At 61.8% G+C, this 21423-nt stretch carries 21 protein-coding genes and 2 tRNA genes; all 23 read left to right on the top strand.

Annotation, left to right across the window (positions count from 1 at the left end; all coding sequences use genetic code 11):
- Positions 1 to 311: 311 nt before the first annotated feature.
- The 23 genes from DWW51_RS01875 to DWW51_RS01770 all read left to right on the top strand — a co-directional run bounded on the left by DWW51_RS01875 (position 312) and on the right by DWW51_RS01770 (position 21177).
- On the top strand, positions 312 to 2993 hold the full coding sequence (locus DWW51_RS01875) for a cation-translocating P-type ATPase (protein WP_117773233.1): 2682 nt from the start codon (positions 312 to 314) through the stop codon (positions 2991 to 2993).
- A gap of 476 nt (positions 2994 to 3469) precedes the next feature.
- Positions 3470 to 4423, top strand: coding sequence for a ribosome small subunit-dependent GTPase A (rsgA, locus tag DWW51_RS01870; protein WP_197032140.1), 954 nt, complete (start codon positions 3470 to 3472; stop codon positions 4421 to 4423).
- A 251-nt stretch (positions 4424 to 4674) separates the two neighbouring features.
- Entirely contained in the window at positions 4675 to 5334 is a 660-nt protein-coding gene (gene cpaB / locus DWW51_RS01865; RefSeq protein ID WP_226790441.1) for a Flp pilus assembly protein CpaB, read from the top strand.
- Positions 5334 to 6983 carry a P-loop NTPase gene (locus DWW51_RS01860; protein ID WP_117773231.1) on the top strand — a complete coding sequence of 550 codons (1650 nt, stop codon included), beginning with the start codon at positions 5334 to 5336 and terminating at the stop codon, positions 6981 to 6983. The genes cpaB and DWW51_RS01860 overlap by 1 nt, the downstream gene beginning before the upstream one ends.
- Positions 6980 to 8308 (top strand): CpaF family protein, encoded by a 1329-nt coding sequence (locus tag DWW51_RS01855; RefSeq protein ID WP_117773229.1) that lies wholly within the window; start codon positions 6980 to 6982, stop codon positions 8306 to 8308. Before DWW51_RS01860 ends, DWW51_RS01855 begins: the two co-directional genes overlap by 4 nt.
- Complete coding sequence (locus DWW51_RS01850; RefSeq protein ID WP_117634303.1) at positions 8281 to 9207, top strand: type II secretion system F family protein; 927 nt, start codon at positions 8281 to 8283, stop codon at positions 9205 to 9207. The genes DWW51_RS01855 and DWW51_RS01850 overlap by 28 nt, the downstream gene beginning before the upstream one ends.
- A complete protein-coding gene (locus DWW51_RS01845; protein WP_117773227.1) occupies positions 9204 to 9845 on the top strand; it encodes a type II secretion system F family protein in 642 nt (213 codons plus the stop codon). The genes DWW51_RS01850 and DWW51_RS01845 overlap by 4 nt, the downstream gene beginning before the upstream one ends.
- Positions 9846 to 9855: 10 nt before the next feature.
- A complete protein-coding gene (locus tag DWW51_RS01840; RefSeq protein ID WP_117628991.1) occupies positions 9856 to 10089 on the top strand; it encodes a hypothetical protein in 234 nt (77 codons plus the stop codon).
- On the top strand, positions 10053 to 10616 hold the full coding sequence (locus DWW51_RS10170; protein WP_147344014.1) for a hypothetical protein: 564 nt from the start codon (positions 10053 to 10055) through the stop codon (positions 10614 to 10616). The genes DWW51_RS01840 and DWW51_RS10170 overlap by 37 nt, the downstream gene beginning before the upstream one ends.
- Position 10617: 1 nt before the next feature.
- Positions 10618 to 10836, top strand: coding sequence for a hypothetical protein (locus DWW51_RS10270; protein ID WP_055250538.1), 219 nt, complete (start codon positions 10618 to 10620; stop codon positions 10834 to 10836).
- Complete coding sequence (locus tag DWW51_RS01830) at positions 10811 to 11308, top strand: TadE/TadG family type IV pilus assembly protein (protein WP_231501542.1); 498 nt, start codon at positions 10811 to 10813, stop codon at positions 11306 to 11308. The genes DWW51_RS10270 and DWW51_RS01830 overlap by 26 nt, the downstream gene beginning before the upstream one ends.
- Before the next feature lie 64 nt (positions 11309 to 11372).
- Positions 11373 to 13433 carry a hypothetical protein gene (locus tag DWW51_RS01825; RefSeq protein ID WP_117773225.1) on the top strand — a complete coding sequence of 687 codons (2061 nt, stop codon included), beginning with the start codon at positions 11373 to 11375 and terminating at the stop codon, positions 13431 to 13433.
- Complete coding sequence (locus DWW51_RS01820) at positions 13433 to 13909, top strand: hypothetical protein (RefSeq protein ID WP_117773223.1); 477 nt, start codon at positions 13433 to 13435, stop codon at positions 13907 to 13909. The genes DWW51_RS01825 and DWW51_RS01820 overlap by 1 nt, the downstream gene beginning before the upstream one ends.
- Entirely contained in the window at positions 13906 to 14265 is a 360-nt protein-coding gene (locus DWW51_RS01815) for a DUF192 domain-containing protein (RefSeq protein ID WP_231500755.1), read from the top strand. The genes DWW51_RS01820 and DWW51_RS01815 overlap by 4 nt, the downstream gene beginning before the upstream one ends.
- 58 nt (positions 14266 to 14323) lie before the next feature.
- A complete protein-coding gene (locus DWW51_RS01810) occupies positions 14324 to 14614 on the top strand; it encodes a hypothetical protein (RefSeq protein ID WP_117773219.1) in 291 nt (96 codons plus the stop codon).
- Complete coding sequence (locus tag DWW51_RS01805; protein ID WP_035137167.1) at positions 14589 to 14873, top strand: ribbon-helix-helix domain-containing protein; 285 nt, start codon at positions 14589 to 14591, stop codon at positions 14871 to 14873. The genes DWW51_RS01810 and DWW51_RS01805 overlap by 26 nt, the downstream gene beginning before the upstream one ends.
- Positions 14874 to 14996: 123 nt before the next feature.
- A tRNA-Phe gene (locus DWW51_RS01800) sits at positions 14997 to 15069 on the top strand.
- 482 nt (positions 15070 to 15551) lie between these two features.
- Positions 15552 to 16613: a glycoside hydrolase family 5 protein gene (locus DWW51_RS01795; protein WP_117773217.1), complete on the top strand. Its 1062-nt coding sequence runs from the start codon at positions 15552 to 15554 to the stop codon at positions 16611 to 16613.
- A gap of 6 nt (positions 16614 to 16619) precedes the next feature.
- Positions 16620 to 17498 carry a 16S rRNA (cytidine(1402)-2'-O)-methyltransferase gene (gene rsmI, locus DWW51_RS01790; RefSeq protein WP_117773215.1) on the top strand — a complete coding sequence of 293 codons (879 nt, stop codon included), beginning with the start codon at positions 16620 to 16622 and terminating at the stop codon, positions 17496 to 17498.
- Positions 17499 to 17567: 69 nt separating this feature from the next.
- Complete coding sequence (gene metG / locus DWW51_RS01785) at positions 17568 to 19169, top strand: methionine--tRNA ligase (RefSeq protein ID WP_089572678.1); 1602 nt, start codon at positions 17568 to 17570, stop codon at positions 19167 to 19169.
- A 110-nt stretch (positions 19170 to 19279) separates the two neighbouring features.
- Positions 19280 to 20140: a 16S rRNA (adenine(1518)-N(6)/adenine(1519)-N(6))-dimethyltransferase RsmA gene (gene rsmA / locus DWW51_RS01780; RefSeq protein WP_117628985.1), complete on the top strand. Its 861-nt coding sequence runs from the start codon at positions 19280 to 19282 to the stop codon at positions 20138 to 20140.
- Complete coding sequence (locus tag DWW51_RS01775) at positions 20130 to 21047, top strand: TatD family hydrolase (RefSeq protein WP_117773213.1); 918 nt, start codon at positions 20130 to 20132, stop codon at positions 21045 to 21047. The genes rsmA and DWW51_RS01775 overlap by 11 nt, the downstream gene beginning before the upstream one ends.
- A 43-nt stretch (positions 21048 to 21090) precedes the next feature.
- Positions 21091 to 21177, top strand: a tRNA-Leu gene (locus DWW51_RS01770).
- Positions 21178 to 21423: the final 246 nt, after the last annotated feature.

The raw sequence follows: 21423 nt of genomic DNA, 5'->3' as shown, positions 1-21423 counted from the left end.
GCGGGAAAAACGGTATATGAAAAATCTTTACCAACCACTCCAACCGCTGCTATCTGGGAGATATGTCAGTTTGGCGATGTGCCGAAGAAAAAACGTTTTACCAATGTTGAGCATCACACGGTCTGCACCGTTGCGTGCGGACCATATTTCCAAACCGATTGTTTTGGCTAGACGCGTCGCTTTGGGGTACCATAGCTCCACTATCAACTGCCGCTCAGCACGGCAGCCTTGATGAGCCCTTGCCCTTCTCCTGGGAATTATGATCGGGCATCAATCTGCTGAGTGGCCCGAATCCCAGGAGGGGACTCTATATGCAAAAGGAATACCTGTCCGCCGCGGCGGAGGTGCTCAGCGACCAAGGTGTCGATGAGAACCTCGGCCTGAGCAACGACGAGGCGTCTTCGCGCCTCGCCAAGACAGGCCCTAACAAGCTCGAGGAAGCCGAGAAGACACCGCTGTGGAAGCGTTTCTTTGAGCAGATGGCCGACCCCATGGTCATCATGCTGATCGTTGCCGCCGTCATCAGTGCGCTCACGGGCATGGTCAAGGGCGAGCCCGACTTTGCCGATGTTGCCATCATCATGTTCGTCGTTATCGTCAACTCGGTGCTGGGCGTGGTCCAGGAAGCCAAGAGCGAGGAGGCCCTCGAGGCCCTGCAGGAGATGAGTGCGGCGCAGTCCAAGGTGCTGCGCGACGGCAAGCTCGTGCACCTGCCGAGCGCCGAGCTCGTGCCCGGCGACGTGATCATGCTCGAGGCGGGCGACTCCGTCCCGGCCGACTGCCGCGTGCTCGAGAGCGCCACGATGAAGATCGAAGAGGCCGCGCTCACCGGCGAGTCCGTGCCCGTAGAGAAGCACGCCAACGTGATCGAGCTCGCTGCGGGCACCGATGACGTGCCGCTCGGCGACCGTAAGAACATGTGCTATATGGGCTCCACCGTCGTGTACGGCCGTGGTCGCGCCGTCGTGGTCGGCACCGGCATGAACACCGAGATGGGCAAGATCGCCGGCGCCCTGGCCGAGGCCAAGGAAGAGCTCACGCCGTTGCAAGTGAAGCTCGCCGAGCTCAGCCGCATCCTTACCATTATGGTTATCGTCATCTGCGTCGTCATCTTTGGCGTTGATATCATCCGCCACGGCGTGGGCAACGTTCTTACCGACCCGACCGCCCTGCTCGATACCTTTATGGTCGCCGTCTCGCTCGCCGTCGCTGCCATCCCCGAGGGCCTGGTCGCCGTCGTGACCATCGTGCTATCGCTTGGCGTGACCAAGATGGCTAAGCGCCAGGCAATCATCCGCAAGCTCTCTGCCGTCGAGACTCTCGGCTGCACGCAGACCATCTGCTCCGACAAGACCGGTACCCTTACCCAAAACAAGATGACCGTCGTCAAGCACGAGCTCGCTGCGCCCAAGGAGAAGTTCCTGGCCGGCATGGCGCTGTGCTCCGATGCTCAGTGGGACGAGGAGCTGGGCGAGGCCGTGGGCGAGCCGACTGAGTGCGCGCTCGTCAACGACGCCGGCAAGGCGGGCCTCACTGGCCTGACTGCCGAGCATCCGCGCGTGGGCGAGGCCCCGTTTGACTCGGGCCGCAAGATGATGTCCGTGGTCGTCGAGACCCTGGATGGCGAGTACGAGCAGTACACCAAGGGTGCGCCCGACGTGGTGATCGGCCTGTGTACCCATATCTACGAGGGCGATAAGGTCGTCCCCCTGACCGAGGAGCGCCGCGCCGAGCTCGTGGCGGCCAACAAGGCCATGGCCGACGAGGCCCTGCGCGTACTGGCGCTGGCAAGCCGCACCTACACCGAGGTTCCCGACGACTGCAGCCCCGCTGCGCTCGAGCATGACCTGGTCTTCTGTGGCCTGTCCGGCATGATCGACCCGGTCCGTCCCGAGGTGGCCGACGCTATCCACGAGGCGCACGACGCCGGTATCCGCACCGTCATGATCACGGGCGACCACATCGACACCGCCGTGGCCATCGCCAAGCAGCTGGGCATCGTCGCCGATCGCAGCCAGGCCATCACCGGTGCCGACCTCGATCGCATGAGCGACGAGGAACTCGACGCGCACATCGAGGACTACGGCGTGTACGCCCGCGTCCAGCCCGAGCACAAGACACGCATCGTCGAGGCTTGGAAGTCGCGCGACCAGATCGTGGCCATGACGGGCGATGGCGTCAACGACGCCCCGTCCATCAAGCGCGCCGACATTGGCGTTGGTATGGGCATCACCGGTACCGACGTCACCAAGAACGTCGCCGACATGGTACTTGCCGATGACAACTTCGCTACCATCATCGGCGCCTGCGAAGAGGGTCGTCGCATCTACGACAACATCCGCAAGGTCATCCAGTTCCTGCTTTCGGCCAACCTTGCCGAGGTGTTCTCGGTGTTTATCGCCACGCTCATCGGCTTTACCATCTTCCAGCCGGTGCAGCTGCTGTGGGTGAACCTGGTCACCGACTGCTTCCCCGCGCTTGCGCTGGGCATGGAGGATGCCGAGGGCGACATCATGAAGCGCAAGCCGCGCAACGCCAAGGACGGTGTCTTTGCCGGACATATGGGTCTGGACTGCGTGGTCCAGGGCCTAATCATCACCGCGCTGGTGCTGGCGAGCTTCTTTGTGGGCGTGTACTTTGACATGGGCTACATCCACATCGCCGATATGATCGCCGGCAATGCCGACGAGGAAGGCGTGATGATGGCGTTCATCACGCTCAACATGGTCGAGATTTTCCACTGCTTCAATATGCGCAGCCGTCGTGCGTCGCTGTTCACCATGAAGAAGCAGAACAAGTGGCTGTGGGCTTCCGCCGCGCTGGCACTGGTGCTGACGGTGATCGTGACCGTGCAGCCGACGCTTGCCGAGATGTTCTTTGGCCCCGTGACGCTTGAGCTCAAGGGCGTTGTCGCTGCCCTGGGCCTGGCCTTCCTGATCATCCCGCTGATGGAGATCTACAAGGCGATCATGCGCGCGGTCGAGAAGGAGTAAGTTAACCTGTCCGGGCCCGCCCCTGCGTGTTTTCTTCTTCGCTGGTCCTCGCGCTTCGCGCTGCGGGATCGCTCAGAAGAAAACGCTCCCAGGGTGGGCCCTACGGTATCCTTACTGGCTTTTCTCCCGCGCGGATGATAAAGGGCTGAGGGAAAGTGTGTGAGTCGGTCGAGCATTTGCTCGGCCGACTCTTTTTTGTGGGAAAATACCTGCTCAGTTGTGATTTATGGTGCTGGGAGGCGCTTGTGGGCAAGGCTAAGGCTAAGGCGAAGAAAAAGACGACGGGGGCGCGGGCTAAGCGTGATCGTCGTCGGAAGCTCGCGACCGAACCCCCTGCATCTGCTGAGGAGTTGCTGGCGAGTGTACCGGGGCTTGACGCGCTGCAGGATGTTCCGGCGTTTGATGACCTGCCGGTCGATGAAGCTCAGCAGGCTGCCTTTGATGATTTCTGCGCACATGCCGAGGAGCCCGAGCAGATGCAGCTTGGCGCCGTGGTGCGCTTGGATCGTGGGTTTCCGCTGGTGGCGACTGCCGACGATACCTTCCGCGCCGAGCATGCCGTGGGATTTGCCAAGTCGCGCGGTGGGGACGAGGTCCTGCTGCCTGCCGTGGGCGATCGTGTGGCGGTGCGCCGCGCTCCCGGGCACGATATGGGCGTGATTGAGTGCGTGCTGCCGCGCCGTACGAGCTTTGAGCGTTGGCGCGGCCGTGCCCGCGGAGAGCGCCAGGTGCTCTGCTCCAACGTGGATAGCGTGCTAATCGTGCAGGCGCTCGGTCCCGGTGGGGTGCTGCTCGACCGCGTGGCGCGCTCGCTGGTGTTGGCGCTCGACTGCGATGCCGAACCGGTGGTGGTGCTCACCAAAGCTGACCGCTGCGATGCCGAGGAGCTCGAGCGCGATCTGGACCGCGTGCGTCGTCTGGTGGGTCCGGACGTGCGCGTGATCGTGACGTCTTCTGCCGAGGGCCGCGGCCTGGACGAGGTCCGTGCCTGCGTGCCTGCCGGGAGCTGCGCCATGATTCTGGGCGAGTCGGGTGCCGGCAAGTCGACGCTGCTCAATGCGCTGCTGGGCCACGATACGTTGGCGACCGGCGGTGTGCGCGAACGCGACGACCAGGGCCGTCACACTACCGTCGCGCGCGTGATGGTGACGCTGCCGGGCGACGCCGGCGTGATCGCCGATGCCCCGGGCCTGCGCAGCCTACCGCTCGTGGGTCACGAGCGGGGACTGGCCCGCGCCTTCCCCGAGATTGTCGAGGCATCGCGCGCGTGCCGGTTTGGCGATTGCACGCATACCCATGAGCCGGGTTGCGCCGTTCGCGAGGCCGAGGACGCCGGGCAGATCGATAGCCTGCGTCTGGAAACGTTCCAAAACCTGGCGTTATCCATGCGCGTGAGTGCTCAAATGCTCGATCCCGATGTCCATCTGTAATTGATTTTTCCTATGACAGCCGTTTCCCAACTGTTCGGGAGACGGCTTTTTGCTGCGGAAAAGCCTCGAAACATGCAGTTTGCTGACGTGCTGACCAAAACCTTGCCACGAGCTTGACGGGCTGGTCAGCTTTTGGTCAGCGATTGGTTTGACATCGAAAACCAAGATTGCGATTGCGCCGCTTTGCACTCTGACCGCCCAGACAATGGTGGTACGGGCATTCGCCCGGCACTGCCATGAGAGGAGCGGCCGTGAACAAGAGCAAGCGCATCGCCATCAGTCTGGTCGCGGGCGTGCTCGCTGCTCTGCTCTGCATGGTTTACGGCTCATCGATCCGCTCACAAGCCGAACAGGTCCAGGCTGAGACCTTGGCCAAGTACGGTGGCGATCGCGTCGAGGTATGCGTCGCGGCGCGCGATATCGATGTGGGCGAGACCCTCGATGAGACCAATGTCATAACCCAGGAGTGGCTGACGAGTCTGCTGCCGCGTGACGCGGCGACCGAGCTGCGCCAGGTGCGCGGCGACGTGACGACTTCGCGTATTCCCAAAAACGCCGTGATCTGCAATGTCTACACCAAGGTCGAGAGCCGCAAGCTCGAGGTGCCTAAGGGCAAGGTCGCCGTTTCGGTGGCGGTCGATGCCGAGCACTCGGTCGGCGGTGCTACGGGCGTGGGCAGCTACGTGGATGTGTATGTGCAAAAAGACGGCGTGACCGATCGGCTGTGCGGCGCGTACGTGATCGATACCAGTGAGGATTCCGGTGCCACGCGCGAGGGCAAGATCGAATGGGTGACGCTGGCGGCTGACCCCGAAGACGTCAAGGAACTGCTGGGAGCCTCGGGCAAGGGAACGGTCAGCTTGACGATTCCCGCCACGGCGCGCGGCAAAAAGAGCGGAGGCGACGAGTGATGAAGGCGATCTGGCTTGCGTGCTGCGCGTGCGGCGATTACGGGCTGTTGCAGCGGGAAGTCGAGGGCCGTGATGTGGGTGCACAGGTGCTTCGCGTGGGTGACCTGGACGGGCTGGTTTCCATGGCGCGGGCGTTTCCGTCGCGCCGCGGGGCTGCCATCATCGCGGCGTCTCTGTTTGATACTGAAGATGTGCGCAAGACTGTTGCGCGCCTGACGGCCGAAGGCCGCGTGAGTCGCGTGGTCGTGTTGATAGAAGCGCTCGATCCGTCGGATATCGAGGGGCTGTTTCGCGCGGGGGCGACCGAGGTCATCGCTGCACACAGTATATGCGGCAACGGGCGTGCGGGCGAGGGAGCGGTTGATTCCGATCGGCGCATGACGATTGAGCCCGATGCTTTTGTTGATAGGGAACCCGGGGCGCCTCGCGCTACAAGAGGCCCGCGTGTTGATGATTATGGAAAAGCGGAAGCCGAGCATGGTCGGCGCCCCCGGAACCCCCTTGTAGACGATGACGCTGGAGGGCCGGCGCAGCATGCTGGCGACTCCCCGGCTGTAGATATGGGATACGTGCACGGCGTGAATCTGGCGGATGAACTCGACGAAGTTGAGGGCTTTGCCGGGTGCGGCGAGTTGTCGCTGATGCAGCATGAGCAGATTGTACAGAACGAGCCTGCCTCGCAGACCGAACAAGCTGCCATGCCGGCTTGGACGCAGCGTGTGGTTGCGGCGGGGGAGACGGGTGCGCTGCCACCGACGCCCGCCCCGCCGCCTCCGATGCCGCCGGCAGACGCTGCCGCTCCGCCGCATCGAGCTCCGGTCATCTGCGCTATTTCGGGTTCGGGCGGTTGCGGCAAGTCGACGATCGTTGCCGCCATGGCACACACATCGTCGCTGTTGGGCTTGCGTGCCGCCGTGCTCGACCTGGACCTGATGTTTGGAAACCTTTACGACTTGTTAGGCGTCGATGCTCCGCGCGATATGGCGGCACTTATCGAGCCGTCGGCGGCGGGCACGCTCACCGAGCCGGATATCGTAGCCACATCGATGCGCGTGGCGCCGGGCGTTACGCTCTGGGGTCCCGTCGCGGCGCCCGAGCAAGCCGAGCTCATGGCGCGTCCGGTGGAGCTACTGCTTGATGTTCTGCGTCGCGAATCCGACGTGGTCTTTATCGATACTTCGGTCTTTTGGGGCGACGCCGTGGCGGCTGCGGTGGCGGCGAGCGACCGTTGCCTGGTCGTTGGCGATGCGGCGGTGTCGTCCGCGACATCGGCGTCGCGCGTCATCGAACTGGCAAGTCGAGTAGGTGTGCCGCGCACGCGCATGAGCGCCGTGTTCAACCGGTTCGGTGCGCGCGGGGCAGACGAGGACGTCGCCATGCGCTTTGAGATTGCCTGTGCGTTGAGCTCCAAGATTCGTATCGCCGATGGCGGGCAGGATCTCGCCGCGCTCATGGCGTTTGGGCGCGCTGACGAGGCGGTGGGGCAGACCAGCGCTTTTGCGACTAGCATGCGCGAGGCCACGCGCGAGATGCTCGTGGAACTGGGGTGCGCCGTCGGCCCTTGGAGCGATATGGTCGCCGACCGTGCAACGCGTACCGAACGCCCGCGTATCCGCCTTCCCTGGTCGCGCGAGGGTGATCAGCGATGAGCCTGCAAACGAGGATTAAGGCTGCCGGCGCTGCAGCGGCGGCAGCGCCTGTAGATGCGGGGCGTCGCCGCGCGGTGAAACGACGCACCAAGCGCGCCGTGATGGACCGCATGGGTTACGACGAAGTGGCGCGTATCAGCGCCTATATCGACCCGGCACTTGCCCGCTTGGAATTGCGTCCTGCGGTGGAGGCGGCGCTCAATGTTGAGGAGTCGACCGATCTCGCGACGCCCGAGCGCGAGACCATCATCGACGAGATCTTGGATGACGTGGTGGGCTTGGGGCCGTTGCAGCCGCTCATCGAGGACGACACCGTTACCGAGATCATGATCAACGGCTGCCGCTCGGCTTTCTTTGAACGCGGCGGCGTCTTGTACCCCATCGAGCATGCGTTTGAGGATGATGAGCAGATCCGTGTGCTTATCGACCGCATTATCTCGCCACTTGGCCGCCGTATCGACGAGCGCAGCCCCATCGTCAACGCCCGCCTCAAAACGGGCTATCGCGTCAACGCGGTGATTCCGCCTGTGGCGATTGACGGACCGATTCTCACCATCCGAAAGTTCTCGGACCGTATCTGCTCGCTGGACGAGCTCGTGGGGTTGGGATCGCTGCCGCTTTGGTATGCGCAGCTGCTGTCGTGTGCGGTGTCGCTGCGACAGGACCTGGCGGTTGCGGGAGGCACGGGATCTGGTAAGACCACCCTGCTCAACGCGTTGTCATGTGAGATTTCCACCGGCGAGCGCATCGTGACGATCGAGGACTCTGCCGAGCTCAAGTTTGCGCATCATCCGCACGTGGTGCGCTTAGAGGCGCGCGAGGCTTCAATTGAGGGCGAGGGCGCGGTGACGATCCGCGACCTGGTAACTAATGCCCTACGCATGCGCCCCGACCGCATCGTGGTGGGCGAGGTGCGCGGTGCCGAGTGCTGCGACATGTTGCAGGCCATGAACACGGGCCACGACGGGTCGCTCACCACACTTCATGCGGGTTCAGAACAGGAGACCGTGGTGCGTCTGACGTTGCTTGCACGTTATGGCATCGATCTGCCGAGCGAGCTCATCGAGGAGCAGATTGCCATGGCGCTCGACGGCATCGTGATGTCCGAGCGCCACGCCGATGGCAGGCGTTTCGTCTCCTCGTATTCGGGGGTGCGACGCGCCGCATCGGGTGGCGTAGAGCTCGAGCGCTATGTGACGTTCGATGCCGCCGAGCGCACCTGGACGCTTGACCGCGAGCCGCCGTTTATCGCAGAAGGCCTGCGGTCGGGGACGCTCACACAAGAGGAGGTGGACGAATGGAGATCACTGTGCCCCTCGTCGTAGGGGGCTTGGCAGGGCTTTCTGTCGCGACGGCGTGCGGAGTGGAACCTCGTGTGCCGCAGGTACCGCCGGCGGAGCTGGCACGTCAGGCGCTCGAGACGGTGGCAGAGAAGCTGCCGCGTGAGCTGGTGGAAAACGATCTGCTGAAAAAGATCGCCCGTTCGTGGGCATCGCTGGCTCCGGCGCATCGCCTTGGCCTCGTGATCGAAGATGCTTCGGGACGTTTGGCGTTTCTGCTGCTATCGAGCGGTGTCTGCTGCGTTTTACTAACGATGGTGTCGTTATCGCCCCTCGGATTTGCCTCGGGACTTGTTGCTCCGTTTGCCGTTGGTGCCGCTTGGGATGGCTTTGAGAGCCGGCGCGAGCAACACGATGCAGAAGAGGCAATGCCCGAGGCGTTTACCGCACTTTCCATGTCGCTTGCCTCGGGACATTCGCTGGCCCAGGGCATGCGCTTTGTGGGCGCTCATGCGCAAGAGCCAGTGCATACCGAGTTTTTGCGGGTGGCGGCGGCGATCGATTGCGGCATCTCGGCGACCGACGCGCTCGATGACTTGCTCGTGCGTATCGACGCCCCCGGTCTTTCGCTTGTGACCTTGGCGCTTAAGGTGTCTCAGCGCACCGGCGCTCCGCTTGCCGACTTACTGTCCGAGGCGTCGAGCATGGTGGGGGAGCGCATCGAGCTCAAGCGCCGCCTGGATGTTAAGACGTCGCAGGCTCGCATGTCTGCGCATATGGTCGCGGCGATGCCGGCGGGCATGTGCGCGGTGTTGGCGCTGCTTTCGGCAGATTTTCGTCGCGGTCTTGCGACGCCCGCCGGCGCGGGCGCTGTGGTGTTGGGTCTTGCCCTCAACGCCGTTGCCCTGGTGGTTATCCGGCGCATTATGCGGGTGGAGCTATGAGCTCCCCGGTTGCAGTTGCGGCTTGCCTGTGCGCCCTGAGTGTATTTGTCGCGACGGGTTTGGATCGGGCGGATGCACGCAAGATCGCAGGGGCCTGCAAGCGCGAGGCGGTGCTGGTCGCTGCCGCGGGTCGCTCGGTGGTCGATGCTCTGACCGCGCGAGTGAAGGGCGCGGTTGGAGCGGGCGGCCCGGCGCGAGTGTCGCTCGGCGAAGTTTCCGAGATGATTGATGTTGTGCGCTTGGGTCTTTCGGCCGGTCTTTCGTTTGATGCGGCGCTTGAGATTTTCTGCGCCAACCGCCGGTCAGTGCTGGCTCTTCGCCTTGAGCGCGCCTGCATGGCGTGGCAGGTGGGCGTGGGCACGCGTGAGGACGAGTTGTTGGCCGCCGCGCGCGACCTGGACGTGCGAGCGCTCGAGACCTTTGCCATCACGGTGGGGCAGGCGCTCGCCCTGGGTGCCCCACTTGCCGAGACGCTGGCCGCTCAAAGTCGCGAGATCCGTGCGGCTCATCGCGCCGCGGTCGAGCGCGAGATCGAGCGTGCGCCCGTCAAGCTGCTGATTCCCACCGGCACGCTCATCTTGCCGGCGTTGCTTCTGTCCATATTGGGCCCGCTGCTGGGAGCAGGCGGGATGATGTAGGGAGGAATACATGAACACGATGACTGACACTGCTGGCAAGGTGCAGGGCTGGGCGTTTTGCCGGGCGGCACATGTTCGTCAGCGCGCCAAGGAACTATTGCAGGAGGAGAGTGCGCAGGGTACCACCGAGTATGCCATCTTGGTCGGCGTGCTCGTGGTGATCGCGATTATCGCCATCGTCGCATTTAAGGGCAAGGTCCAAGATCTATGGAACGCTATCAGCGAGGGCATCAACAGCCTGTAGAGGGCGAGCGCCCCGTCGGGGTGCTGCTGGTGCTTGCTTGCCTGACCGTGGCGATAGCGGCGGTGCTTTGGGGGCTTAACGCCGCGCGGCAGCAGCGTCCTGGGACCGCCTCCGATTTGGGCTCAGATTCGGCGGTGGCGTCTCAAAAAGATGAGATGCGAGATGCGGACGATTCGGATGTCGCTGTCACGGCGCAAACCTTTCTGCGGACGCTCGACAAGCGGTCTGGCACTGCGACGGATTCGCCTGGGGGCAACGCGATTGTGGTCCGGCTTGCATGGTCCGAGGACCGACCGATGACCGAAGCGGCGGCGGATATGCTGCGTTCCTATCGCGAGGTACCCACGGCGCAACTTGCTCTGAGCGGCTATCTCGACATCAAGGGAAACGTGTGGGGCGCCATCGTGCGTGACGGACGCGGCTGGGTCGATATGGTGACGGTTGCTGCGGATACTGGCGATGCTTCGTGTCGTCTGCGCGCCGTGCGCCTGGTCCCGCAAACAATAAGCTCAAAGGAGGGGTCGTGAAATGCATGGCGTTCTGCGTGAGGAGGTTGCCCAAGCGACTGTGGAATACGCCATCGTCACGGTGGCGCTGTTATCGATCGTGCTGGCGATTGCGGGGCTTTGGCGTGCTGGCACCGATGGGCGCTTGGCGGCGCTGGTCGAGCGGGCGGCGTCTCACGGCGTCACCTCGACATCGGTTGTCGACGCTGCTGCGGGTGCTGAGGACATCGCGCTGTATTGATATCGCGCGCGAGGACCGGGCGCAGTCTACGGTCGAGGCCGCTTTTTTGCTGCCGACGTTTCTGACGCTCATCCTTCTCGCACTGCAACCGGTGTGTCTGCTCTATACGCGCGCGGTCATGGAGTCTGCCGCCGCCGAGACCGCGCGGCTCATGACCACGACGACGGCGGAGGACGACGATCTTAAGGAGTTCACCCGCCGCCGACTTGCCGCAGTGCCCAACGTTTCGATCTTTCATGCCGGCGGGCCGTTGTCGTGGGATATCGAGCTTGGCCGGGTCGGTGCGGGTGGCGCCTCGTCCGTGTCCGTTTCCGGCGAGGTCAAGCCGTTGCCTGTGATCGGTGCGTTTGTGCAGGCTATGGGTGGTACCGCCGAGGGCGGCTACGTTGAGCTCAAGGTCGATGTCTCGTATCAATCGCGTCCCGAATGGCTGGAGGGAGATTATGATTCGTGGATTGCTGCATGGGATTAAGCGTTTCTGGTCTAGACGCGTTTTGACGCACCGTCCGAGCTGCCATCGCAAGCGAGGCGGCTTTATGGGTCGAGCCGGTGTCGATCTGTTTATCGAAGACGGTGCCTATACCACGCTTTCTTCTGCCGTGGTCATCCTAGTGGTGCTCACATTGTTGTTTTCGTCGACCGCGGCGATATGGAGCATGTCGCGTGCCGGGGACACCCAGGTGGCGGCTGATAGCGGCGCGCTGGCGGGTGCCAACGTGGTGTCGTCCTATCACACGGCTGCCACGGTGGTTGATGCGAGTATCTTGAGTCTGGGGCTGGCGGGGTTTGCCACGATCGGGACGGGCCTGGTCGCCATCCTCATCCCGGGTGCCGAGCCGGTTGCCGGCAATATGGTCGACACCGGGATCGAGATCATTAAAACGCGCAACAAGTTTGCCAAAAGCGCATCGGAAGGCTTACAGAAAATCGAGACGGCTCTGCCGTATCTGATCGCCGCGCGTGCCACGCAGGCGGTGTCGGCGCAGGATACCGATAGTGTGACCTATACCGGTACGGCGCTTGCCGTGCCCAGGACATCCGAGTCTGACTTCGCTGCGCTCGAGGGGTCCGAGATCTCGACCGATGCCATTAAAGACACATCAGATGATTTAGAGTGTGCGGCCGAGGAGCTGCGGAAGGCTTCTGAGGACACGGCGAAGGCTAAAGAGCGTGCTTGGCTGGCGGATTGTGGTGGGTCTGACAAGGGCTCGGTCGGCAGCTGTTCTTGCATGTGGGAGCGTGCGAAAAGCCTAACGGATCTCTCCGGTGTTCAAAATCCGCATTACTCATCGAGCGTTACGTGGGAGCCCCAAGTTGCCCTTGATCGCGCGAAGGACTACTACCATTGGCGTCTGACAAATGAGAAGCCCCACGGCTCGAGTGTCGAGATGAAGGCAGAGTCTGCGGCGCGTAAGGCGTTTTATACCTATGCGAGCGCGGAGGTCGATCGGGCGCATATAACCGAGAACGGAGACAGGGTTTCCTCCTATATTCCGCTGCTGCCGCGCAACTCTGATGAGGTTCGGGCGACGGAACTCTATACCGATGCGGTGTGGCCGACTAGCGTGAACGATGACAAGGCGTATCTGCATTACGGGACGACCTGCCCTAACTATAAGAAAGGGACGCCGAGCGGATTTGCTTCGGTTGCCGATTACGATGGACAGGATAAATGCAGCAAATGCCATTTTGGCGTTTTGTCGCTTGGTGCTGTTGCGGCGCCTTCAACCTCTATCGAAAACGGCTTCGAATATCACTTCGACGAGTTCAAAAAGGCCTTGGAGGAATACGTCAAATGTCGGAACAAAGAGCTTGAGCTCATGCGTCAGACCGAGGATGAGGCCGACCGTGCGAGCAATGCGTTTGACCAGGCCATTAAAGCGCTTTCGGGCGAGCGTCCGCGTATCGCTCCGCCCGGTCGCAACGGCGTGGTTGCCTTTGCGGTTTCGGGTGCCATCTCGAGCCCCGATGAGCTCAACTCTTCGTTTAACACGGCAGTCAGGCTTGGCGATCGCGGTGCCATCTCTGCCGCGGTGCTGGCGCCCGATGAGGCGACGGCGCAAAACAACGTGCTTTCGCGATTTTTCTCGACATTGAAGGAACGCTCGGGTGGCGTTGCCGGCGTACTCGATGGCGTCATGGATGTCTGGGGACGGCTGCTTGTGGGATACGGAGACATCCAAGGTTCGGCCGACGAACTTATGGACGAGATGATTAAAGGCCTAGGAGGGGGCAGCGGCGCGTTGGGCTCCATCGCATCGTGGCTCGGCGATACCGTTTCGGCGTCCGTGGCGGCGCTGGGTTTGGAACCGTGCGACTTGCGCCTGCGAAAGCCGGTGCTGACTGATTCCGCCAACGTCATTAAGAGCCCGGGGTCTGACATTGCTGGTCTCTCTCAAGCGCAAGACAAACTGCGAAGTATTCCGTTGGGCGTGACCGATCCCAAGGCGCTTTGCGAGGCGTTGGAATATCAAGTCGAACGCACCATCAGCGGTACGGTGTTCACGCTTGCGGAGATTCCTCTGCCCGGCGGCGGCTCCATCCCACTTACCGTCGATGTCACCACACTGGCGGGTGCCCTGGGCGGTGGGTCGTAATGGGCATCCGCACGCGCCTGTGCGAGGAGTGCGCCCAGGCGACGGTCGAGATGGCCGTGGTCACGCCCGTCCTGCTGGTTCTGGCGCTTATCGTGTACAACGTCATGGTCTTTGCCGGTGCGGTCGCACGCTTCGATCGCGTGGTGCCCGATATCGTGCTAGCACATGCCGTGGCGCCGAGCGGGGAGGGCGATGGCAGCTCCATCGATGCTTCCGCGACCGTTCAGGCTCAGATCCAACATGCCATGGAAGGCTATGACTTGCTGATCGAGGTCTCGAGCGAACAGGGTGCGACGACATCGGATGGCGGTTTGCTTTCGCTTTCCGGCACGTTTAGGACCTACACCTGCACCATGCACTATGAGCCGTGGCCGACTTCTCTCAGCATCGCTGGCGTTCCGCTGGGGGCGCCGACAACGTTGTCGCACGAGCGCGCGGTGACGGTCGATCCATGGCGCCCGGGGGTGGTCATGTGACCGCGGTCTCGTCCTACATCGCCTACGCGCGGGCACTCAATAGGCTGGGTTGGACGCCGGCGGAGTTTGTGGTGGCGGAGTCGTTTGTCGTGCGCCTGCGCGGCATGCTGGGACGGCATCCGGTTGCCGCCAACGGCTTGCCGCTCGTCATGGCGTTTCCACGCTGCTCTTCGGTCCATACGTGTTTTATGGCCTATCCCATCGATATCGCCTTTATCGATGCACGTGGCTATGTCCTCGTATGCTACGAAAACGTACGTCCCTGGCGTATGTGCTCCTGCCCCGGCGCCTGGGCCGTACTAGAGCGTCCTTCAATCATTGTTTCGACCCCTGCTCTCCAACGCGTGCCGGCTTAAGAATTGGCGACAGCGGACTTTCGTCATACGAAATTGGGTAAGATGGAGGAGAAGATGCATGGATGTTGAGATCCATCCCAACGCTAAAAAGCACCTGACGGAAAAGCAGGTGCTTAGCGCTTGGCTTGCGGTTACTGAGTGCATTCGTCGCGAGCCGAAGGGCGAGCCGCTGAGATGGCTTGCGATTGGATGGCTCCCAGACGGACGAAGCGTGGAGCTTGTCGCGGTCGAGCTTGTCCGTGGGGGCTTATCATTCATGCCTTGTCTCCAGTCCAGAAGAAATTTTGGCAGGAGATTGAACGGGCTCGGCAAAGGGGTCGATGATGGGCAAGACGTATACGGCCGCTAATGGTCAGGTTGTAACGGATGAAATGATTGACGCGTGGTGCGAGTCGTACGAGCGCGGAGAGTTTCCGGATGGCGAACACACCGTTGGTGGGATCGTGCATGGACGGCCCCCACTCTCAGGTGAGGGGACGGCAACGCTGTCGGTCAAGATTCCTCTGGGAATGAAGGAGGCCATTCGTCGACGGGCGGCTGCCGAGGGGATGACTCCAAGTGAGTTTGCCCGTGCGGCTCTGAGCGAAAAACTTCTTGCTGCCGGCTGATGCCTCTGACGTGCCGATTTAAAGAACCGAGGCTGTGCTCAAAAACTTTTTTAAAATTCTCGGTTGACCGGAACGCGTCCTTGGTTATACTAATCAAGCCTTGAAACAAGGCACACCTCAAATGGCTGGGTAGCTCAGTTGGTAGAGCAGAGGACTGAAAATCCTCGTGTCAGGGGTTCGATTCCCTTCCCCGCCACCTTGAATTGACTAGGACCTCTGCAAAGGGGTCCTTTTCTTTTATGCAGCTCCCACATGGAATCGAACCCCGTGAGGGCGCGGAGCTGAGTAAACGCGTAAGCGTTTGCCAGCGCAGCTCGCAAGGCGCGTAAGCGCCGCAGCGGTCCGTCCGCGCAGCGCGCGGACGCGATTCCCTTCCCCGCCACCTTGAATTGACTAGGACCTCTGCAAAGGGGTCCTTTTCTTTTATGTAGGGTTCTGCGGAAACTGCGTCCCAGAATAAGGGCTCAGAACGGGACACACTTTCCGGTGCCTGCCTCCGGCGCGCGTACACACCTCGTCGCACCATTCCGAGCCCGCCCGCCCCAGACATTCCTCCCACTTTCGCGTCACTTTACAGACCGTTCGGTCGCCTGTCCGCACACGCGGGTATACTCAAAACGATACTTATCCTATGCAATACGATGCGGGTTCGACCTGCATGATCCGAAGGGGGCAGTGATGGAGAGGATACTCGGCGTTAATCTCTCTGGCTGGTTTATTCCCGAGCCTTGGGTGACCCCGTCGCTGTACGCGGCGACCGGTACATCCAACGCGGCCGAGCTACAGGAGGCCATGGGTACCGCCGCCTATAACGAGCGCATGCGCCGCCATTACGAGACGTTTGTGAGCGAGGACGATTTTCGTCGCATGGCGCAGATCGGTCTCAATGCCGTGCGTCTGCCGGTGCCCTGGTATGCCTTTGGCTCACAGGAGTCCGATGCCTCCTACATATCGGTTGTCGATTACATCGACCGCGCAATTGAGTGGGCTGCCAAATACGACATCCGCGTGCTGCTCGATCTGGCAACCGTGCCCGGTGGCCAGGGCGATTCCAACGATTCGCCCACCACGCCGGAGGCTGTTGCCGAGTGGCATTCGTCCACCAACGGCCGTCATGTCGCACTCGACGTGCTCGAGCGCTTGGCCGATCGCTATGGCGAGGCCGAGAGCCTGCTGGGCATTGAGCTGCTGGACACGCCGCAGATGAGCGTTCGCAAGAGCCTCTTCACCATGACGGATGGCATTCCCGCTCACTACCTGCGCAATTTCTATCGCGATGCCTACGAGCTCGTCCGTTCGTATATGCCCGAGGATAAGATCGTCGTCTTCTCGTCGTCGGGGCATCCCAGCGAGTGGAAGCATTTTATGCGCGGCGCCAAGTACAAGAACGTCTACATGGACCTTCACCTGTACCATTACCGCGACGAGTATGCGCTCGACATCACGAGCCCCCGCGGGCTGACGACGGCGATTTCGCGTAACAAGCGCGAGCTTAAAGAGGCGATTTCGACTGGGTTCCCCGTGCTGGTGGGCGAATGGTCGGGCGCGGCGATCTTTGCTAACTCGTCGGTTACGCCCGAGGGCCGCAATGCCTACGAGCGCGTGTTTATCGCCAACCAGCTGGCTTCGTTTGCGCCGGCTGCCGGTTGGTTCTTCCAAACGTGGAAGACCGAGAAGCGCATTGCAGCATGGGACGCCCGCGCGGCGCTCGGTACGCTCGAGCGCGGCATGATTGAATAGGTTGATATGACGCAAAACAGCGCCCATACGGGCAAACTCTATGTGGTCGGCACGCCCATCGGCAACCTAGGCGACCTGTCCCCGCGCGTTGGCGAGGCTTTTGCCGCCGCCGATGCCATTTGCTGCGAAGACACGCGTGTGACGTCAAAGCTGCTGATGCACCTGGGTATTTCCAAGCCGCTTGTCCGTTGCGACGAGAATGTGATCGCTAGCCGCGCTGCCGGCCTGGTCGACCGTCTGCTGGCGGGGGAGACCCTCGCCTTTGCCTCGGACGCCGGCATGCCGAGCGTGTCCGATCCCGGCCAGGCGCTGGTCGAGGCGGCGCGTGAGGCCGATGTGCCTGTCGAAGTTATTCCCGGACCCTCTGCTTGCGTCACGGCACTCGTTTCGTCCGGCATTCCCTGCGAGCATTTTTTCTTCGAGGGCTTTTTGGGCCGAAAGCACGGCGACCGTGTGCGCCGTTTGCAGCGCCTTGCCGTGGTGCCCGGCGCACTCATCTTCTACGAGTCTCCACATCGCATCGTGGCGACGCTCGAGGCCGTGGCGGAGGTCTTTCCCCAGCGTGAGCTTGCCGTCTGCCGCGAACTCACCAAGCTGCACGAGGAGGTCTTGCGCGGGCTCGCTGACCAGCTTGCCGAGGAGCTGCGTGCTCGCGGCGAGGTAAAGGGCGAGATTGCGCTGGTCATCGCGCCGCCGAGCGAGGACGAGGAGGCCGGCATCGCGCCGGTTGGCGCTGCGGTAGCGGATCCCGACGATGCCCTGCGCGAGGATATCCGCACCGCGCTCGAGGAGGGGGAGCCCGCCTCTGCGGTGGCCAAGCGCCTGTCTCAGAAGTATTCGCGCCGCAAGCGCGATGTCTATGCCATGGTGCTCGATATGCAATAGATGGAGGATATCCAGCCCTTGCGCTAGAATCATCCCCTGTATGCAACGTTTTTCTGGAGGACAAACCCCATGGATCAAAGCAAGCCTTCGTTCTTTATCACGACGCCCATCTACTACGTCAACGCCGATCCGCACCTGGGCACGGCTTATTCCACCATCATCGCCGACGTTCAGGCTCGCTATCGCCGCTCCGCCGGCTATAACGTCAAGTTCCTGACCGGCATGGACGAGCACGGCGAGAAGGTCGCCGAGGCCGCAGCCAAGCATGGCATGACGCCGCAGGAGTGGACCGACAGCCAGGCTCCGCACTTCAAGGAGCTTTGGAGCAAGCTCGAGATCTCCAACGACGACTTCATCCGCACCACCGAGCCGCGCCAGCATCATGCCGTGCAGTACCTGTGGGAGCGCATGAAGGAGTCCGGCTATCTGTATAAGGGCAGCTACGACGGTTGGTATTGCGTGCCTGACGAGACCTACTTCACCGATACGCAGGTCCAGAAGGGCGACGAGGAGTACGGCAGCGTCGGCCAGCATCTATGCCCCGACTGCCACCGTCCGCTTGAGCGCGTCCAGGAGGAGTCCTACTTCTTTAAGCTTTCCGCCTTCCAGGACAAGCTTCTCAAGCTCTATGACGAGCACCCCGACTTTGTCGAGCCTGCGTTCCGCATGAACGAGGTTCGCAGCTTTGTCGAGGGCGGCCTCAACGACCTTTCCGTGAGTCGCACGAGCTTTGACTGGGGCATCCAGGTTCCGTTTGACGAGGGCCATGTGACCTATGTATGGTTTGACGCGCTGCTCAACTATATGACGGCCGTCGGCTACGGTGTCGACACCGACGAGGCGCGTGCCGAGCTGGCCTATCGCTGGCCCGCGCAGTTCCACATCGTGGGTAAGGACATCATCCGCTTCCACTGCGTCATTTGGCCCGCCATGCTCATGGCCATCGGCGAGGCCCTGCCCGAGCACGTCTTTGCCCACGGCTTCCTGACCGTGCGCAATGCCGAGACCGGCAAGGCCGAGAAGATGTCCAAGAGCCGCGGTAACGCCATCGCTCCGCAGGATGTTATCGACATGCTGGGCGTCGAGGGCTATCGCTACTACTTTATGACCGATGTCGTTCCCGGTACCGACGGCGCCATCAGCTTCGATCGCATGGAGCAGGTCTACAACGCCGACCTGGCCAACAGCTGGGGCAACCTTATCTCGCGTTCGCTCAACATGAGCGGCAAGTACTTTGACGGTTGCGCGCCCGCCAAGCCCGCATCGTTCGATGCGTTCGACAACCCGCTGGCAAAGATCGCCGATGGCCTGGTCGACCGCTACATGGCCAAGATGGACGTGCTCGATTACGGCGGAGCCAAGGATGAGGTCATGGAGCTCATCCACGCCGCCAACCACTACATCGAGGACTCCGAGCCCTGGGCACTTGCCAAGGACGAGGCCAAGGCTGACGAGCTGGCGTTTGTGATCTACAACCTGCTCGAGGCCATCCGCATTGCCGCTCACCTGCTGATGCCGCTCATGCCTCAGACCTCTGCCGAGGCCCTGCGCCGCCTGTCCTGCGAGAACGAGGCCGCGACCGACGACCTCAAGGGCATTTGCGCTTGGGGCCTGCTTGCTGGTGGTCAGCCCGTCGAGAAGGGCGATCCGCTGTTCCCGCGTCTGGCGTAGAGACCGCGCGAGCGCCATATCGGCAATTTGCTGTTTAGATGTAAGGGCATGGCCGCAACGGTCCATGCCCTTTCGTTTCAAGACGCCGCCATCATGCTAAGGAGGCAACTATGACAACTTCGCCTTTGGCAAACCCCACGGCAACAAGGGAGCTGCTGGAGGAGTTTGGCCTTGCGACCAAGCATCGCCTGGGCCAGAACTTTCTAATCGACAATCATGTGATCGAGCGTATCTGCGAGCTTGCCGAGCTTGCAGGTGACGAGCGCGTACTCGAGGTGGGTCCGGGTTGCGGTACGTTGACACTTGCGTTGCTGCAGGAAGCGGCGTGCGTTACGTCCATTGAGGCCGATCCTGAGCTCGAACCGGTGCTCGACGCCCACGCCGCCGACTATGCCAACTTCCGCTTTATCATGGGCGACGCGCTTAAGGTGGGCCCGGAGCAGATTGAGCAGGCTGCGGGCGGTGAGCCGACGGTATTTGTCGCGAACTTGCCCTATAACGTGGCGGCGACGATCATTTTGCAATTTTTCCAGACGATGCCGGCGCTCAAGCGCGCCGTCGTCATGGTGCAAAAGGAGGTTGCCGATCGCATTGCCGCAGTGCCGGGCAACAAGACCTATGGCGGCTATACGGCAAAGCTTGGCCTGTATGCGCAGGTAACGGGTCGCTTTGAGGTGCCGCCGCGTTGCTTTATGCCGGCGCCACACGTGGACTCGGCCGTCGTGCGTATCGACCGTGTTGACGGTGTGGTGCCCGAAGGACTCGATCGCGAATTTGTGGCCCGCGTGATTGATGCTGCATTTGCTCAGCGTCGCAAGACCATCCGCAATTCCATGAGCGCCAACGGCTTTGCCAAGGACGTGCTCGATGCCGCCTTTGAGGCTTGCGGTATCGCACCCACCACGCGCGCCGAGACGCTCGATGTTGCCGACTTTGTCCGTCTGGCCCGGGAGCTTTCCCATGACGCTTAATGCCGAACGCGTGACGTTTACCAAAAAAAAGAAGACGGTTGCTTGTCCCGTGCCCTTGGCACCGCTTGCCGACACACATGCGCATCTGCTTTCGTTCTGGGGCAAGGATGTGCCCGAGACACTCGTGCGTGCCAAGGCGGCAGGCATCGACCTGTTGGTGACGGTCTTCGATCCCATTGCCGATAAGCGCAGCGTGACGGACTATAGCGACTGGCTCGTGCGCGAGATTCTGCCGATGCAGGATATCCCGCAGATCAAGTATCTTGCCGGCGTGCATCCGTATGGCGCGCCGGACTATACCGACGACGTTCACGCACAGGTTGTTGCTGCGCTTGATGACCCTTTGTGCGCCGGTATTGGCGAAATCGGTCTGGACTACCACATGGACTATGACGACGATATCGCGCCGGCGCCCCACAGCGTGCAGATTGATTGCATGGCACGTCAGCTCGAAGTCGCCATGCGCTGCAATGTGCCGGTGGAGTTGCACCTGCGGCACGAGGACTCGGATGGGGAGCGCACCTCGCATATGGATGCGTACAACGTGCTTCGTGAGGTGGGCGTGCCCCAGGTCGGTTGTGTGCTGCACTGCTTTGGCGAGGACCGCGCCACGATGGAGCGCTTTGTGGAGCTGGGCTGCTATATCGCCTATGGTGGTGCGGCCACCTTTAAGCGCAACGAAGACGTGCGCGAGGCATTTGCGGCAACCCCACTCGATCGAATTTTGTTCGAGACGGATTGCCCGTATATGGCTCCGGAGCCCATCCGCGGTCTTGAATGCGAGCCCGCAATGATCTCCATTACGGCAAACGCGCTGGTTAACGACCGTGTCGATCGCACTGGTGAGGACGCCGAAACAATCGCGCATGCCGCTTGGGAAAATGCCTGCAAACTTTTTCAAAAATAGTTCTTGCGTTCGCGGTGACGCTCCGTTATTCTAATTCCTGCACGCGGGCGTGGCGGAATTGGCAGACGCGTACGGTTCAGGTCCGTATGGGGGCAACCCCATGAAGGTTCAAGTCCTTTCGCCCGCACCATTAAATGAAAGAGCTCCCAGCAATGGGGGCTTTTTTTGTTATGGGCCCATCGCGGGGACTTGAACCTGCGAAGGAGCGAGCGTCAAGAAAACGCGGAGCGTTTTTAGCGAGCTGGCGAGGACGCCGGCAGGCGGCCGATGCCGGTGCGGATCCGCGAAGCGGATACGCGGACGTCCTTTCGCCCGCACCATTAAATGAAAGAGCTCCCAGCAATGGGAGCTTTTTTGTTATGCACGATCTCCTTGG

It is taken from the genome of Collinsella sp. AF15-51, from assembly GCF_003462845.1.
Lineage (GTDB): Bacteria > Actinomycetota > Coriobacteriia > Coriobacteriales > Coriobacteriaceae > Collinsella.
This window is presented reverse-complemented; position numbering and strand designations above follow the sequence as displayed.